The organism is Acetobacterium sp. (assembly GCF_036508315.1).
Classification (GTDB): Bacteria; Bacillota; Clostridia; order Eubacteriales; family Eubacteriaceae; genus Acetobacterium.
The window spans coordinates 1-3,434 of record NZ_DATCHP010000054.1; the positions used below are offsets into that span (position 1 = coordinate 1).

At 38.6% G+C, this 3,434-nt stretch carries 2 protein-coding genes and 1 pseudogene; all 3 read left to right on the forward strand.

The genetic code is table 11. The annotated features are described in order from the left end of the window. Positions 1 to 131 precede the first annotated feature (131 nt). Positions 132 to 305 (forward strand): annotated as a pseudogene (locus VIK44_RS06665) (aminotransferase class III-fold pyridoxal phosphate-dependent enzyme); the annotation flags it as partial. A 711-nt stretch (positions 306 to 1,016) separates the two neighbouring features. Beyond that, entirely contained in the window at positions 1,017 to 1,583 is a 567-nt protein-coding gene (locus VIK44_RS06670; protein WP_331553070.1) for a PAS domain S-box protein, read from the forward strand. Next, positions 1,576 to 2,991: an HD domain-containing phosphohydrolase gene (locus tag VIK44_RS06675; protein ID WP_331553071.1), complete on the forward strand. Its 1,416-nt coding sequence runs from the start codon at positions 1,576 to 1,578 to the stop codon at positions 2,989 to 2,991. The genes VIK44_RS06670 and VIK44_RS06675 overlap by 8 nt, the downstream gene beginning before the upstream one ends. Positions 2,992 to 3,434: the final 443 nt, after the last annotated feature.

The following is a 3,434-nucleotide window of genomic DNA, read 5'->3' on the forward strand; positions in this document are numbered from 1 at the left end:
ATACCTATAAAAGGGGTGATCTTCAACAATTACCATGGCGGGATGATGGAAGAAGATAACATAAAAATAGTGGCAGAAATGACTGAAATACCAATTGTTGGACAGGTTAAAGTTGGGGATACTGAGTTGGATATGAGTATCTGAAGCCGATCATCATCGATCATGGGAAAGGCGTTTTTTTGTATGATAAAAACGGCAAGGAATACATTGATATTATAAGCTCAGGTGGTGCAATCTTTTAGGGCATTGTAATCCTAAAATTAATAAGGCCATTAAGCGCCAATTAGACCGTTTGAACCATGCACAATTTATGCACATCAGGAACAACATGGTAAGCTTAATAGACATTTTAGTGAAAAAAATAGTGTGTAAATAAAAAAAATTGAATAATTGGATTGAGAAAACGAATGAATTTCTTGCGAATTGCATATTAGAGCCGTTTCGGCTCTTTTTTTGTTTGATGAATACCTTGCGTATGCACGACAATTTTAATGAAATTATAAATACTTACCCTTATAGAGGGTGCTTTACAATTTTTTGACGTAGAATCCAGGGAAAAGCAATTGACCGGTGCTTTATGTACTTGCCTTAACTGCCTGCATTGTATGACATCATATACGTCTTCGTCATGCCACTCTGCCTAATTACATTTGTCCTCTTCCCGCGCCTCCGGCTTAACTCCCGAGGCTTTTTTCGTGTCAGCATTACTGCTTGCAGGTCTTTCACCCTGGGCTACGCTGTCGCTAGGCCTAAGGCTAAATTTACGTTTAATGCCTGCCCAGGCACTGGCAGAGCGAGTGGCTGAATTAGTTTTTTGCAGACTCCTAGATATAAATTTCCGGGACTTCAGGTTTTATGTGAAAATGCTATTTATAGTGATTTTTTGTTTTTTGCTGCTTTAGTTTAATCCTATTGAGGGTATATACATCAAAATAAGGTCATCGAGAATCAAGTATGACTTTGAATAAAACAAGGGCCTCTTTGATTGAAAGACAAAGAAGGAGGGGGTGTAAGACATGAGTAATGATTTTTGCAGGAACGCTCAGGAAAAAGTAAATTTACAAACGTACCAGAGGAAATTATCGGATATCATCGAATTTTTGCCAGATGCGATTCTGGCCATTGATAATGAGAAGCGAGTGATCATTTGGAATAATGACATTGAGACAATGACGGGTATTCCTGCCACGGAGATGATTGGTAAGGGTGCATATGCTTATAGTATCCCGTTTTGTGGGGAGGCACAACCCCAGTTGATGGATTTGATTTTTCAGGATGATGATCAGATTGCATCCAGGTATTCGAAGCTCACCCGTGAAGGTGATGTGATTAAAGCGGAAGTATTCTGCCCGGCCCTCTACAATAATAAAGGGGCATGGGTTTATACTATGGCATTACCAATCTATGATCAGTTCGGGAACACTATTGGTGCCATTGAGAGTATTCAGGATATCAGTGAGCATTTGCAACTGATGAATGAATTGAAATCAAAAAGCAGGTTTATTGAAGCACAGGCAAATGCATCCCTTGACGGGATACTGATCGTTGATGAGAATCAGAAAAGGATTCTCACTTTTGAATGAAAAGAATTCATTGGAAACGACGTTGCAATCGGTTGGAGATGAGGTCATATCCACCGACAATAAAGGAAAGATTGTGCTTCTGAATAAAATTGGGGAGTTGCTGACCGGCTGGACCCAGGCAGAAGCATTAGGAAAACCCATTGAAGAAGTTTTTAATGTCATTAACGGGTATACCGGTGAAAAATCCGATAATATCGTGAATAAAGTTCTGAGTATGGGAAGAATTGTAGAACTTTCAAATCATCTGATTCTGATTTCTAAAGATGGTAGCCACCGGCCAATAGAGGATTGTGCAGCACCGATTTTAGAAGAAAATGAAAAAATCAGCGGCGTAGTCGTTGTATTCAGAGATGTTTCCGAAGTAATGAGAAGACAGGAAGAAATCCGCTATGTCGGTTATCATGATTTTTTAACAGGACTTTTTAACCGCAGGTTCTATGAAGAAGAGTTAGTGCGGCTGGATACGAAAAATAACCTGCCGTTGACTCTTCTGATGGCAGATATCAATGGGTTGAAATTAATTAACGATACATTAGGTTATGTGGTGGGGGATGACGTCATTAAAAAAGTTGGAAAAAAAATTTCCGCTGGGTGCCGGGGGAATGATGTTGTATCAAGACTGGGTGGGGATGACTTTATTATCATTCTACCCAAAACCGATGCAGCTGGTGCGGAACGTATCATTAAACGCATCAGAGATCATGAACCGGAAGAAAAAGTTGTTGCTTTTAAAATTTCAATTGCATTTGGCTATGCAACTAAAAATGATGAGAAAGAAAGCATTCGGGACATTTTCAGACAAGCAGAAAATGATTTGAATCGGCATAAACTCTATCAAAATTCCGGAGAAGTCTCCAAAACCGTTGATCTTGTGATGCAAACACTCTATGAAAAAAATAACCGGGAAATGCTGCATTCAAAAAGAGTCAGTGAAATTTGCGAAGCAATTGCCCTTCATATGGGCTTTGATACAGAAATGGTCAATCAAATCAAGTTGGCAGGACTCGTGCATGATATCGGGAAAATAGGGATCGATGAAAATATCCTCAACAAGCATGGGAAATTAAATCATGCCGAGTGGAAAGAAATCCAAAGGCATCCGGAAATTGGTTATCGCATTTTAAATTCCTCAGCTGAATTTATGGAATTGGCGATGTATGTTCTGCAACATCAGGAAAAATGGGACGGCCAGGGATATCCGTTGGGGCTTAAGGGCGACAATATTTCAGTACAGGCACGGATTATCGGGATAGCGGATGCTTATGATGCAATGACGAGTTACCGAACTTATGGTGATGCACTCAGTGAAGAAGATGCCATTGAGGAAATAAAAAAATGCTCAGGGTCGCAATTTAATCCGGAAATTGCCAGAATATTTGTTGAAAAGGTCATGGGAAAAGTATGGTAACAATTAACAAACTATAAATTAGGATAAAAGAAGAAGAGTGATAAAAAATGACACGTAAAGAAAGCACACTGTGGATTCTCAGAGAAAATGAAGACTTGATTGCGGAGCAAATCGTAAATCAACAGTTGATGTGTTTATTCCGCCTAACTGCTATCATGCGTTTTATTGTGTTTACTATTATTTTTTTCGGGTATATTGTGTAATGTGCATACTTAATCATTTATAGATTTAATGTGTTTTAACCGTTGTTTAATAGAAAAACACGAAGGAGTTTATTCCATGAAAAACTTTAAAAATAATATCACCTCCTATTTCAAGGAAAATTCAAGTGCACTAGACATTGCTAAACGAAAGCAAAGAGAAAAAATCCTGTGTATTCGAGAAGAGCGCTATCGGATTATTTTAGAGCAAACCGATGACATTCTTTATGAATGGAATTTCAC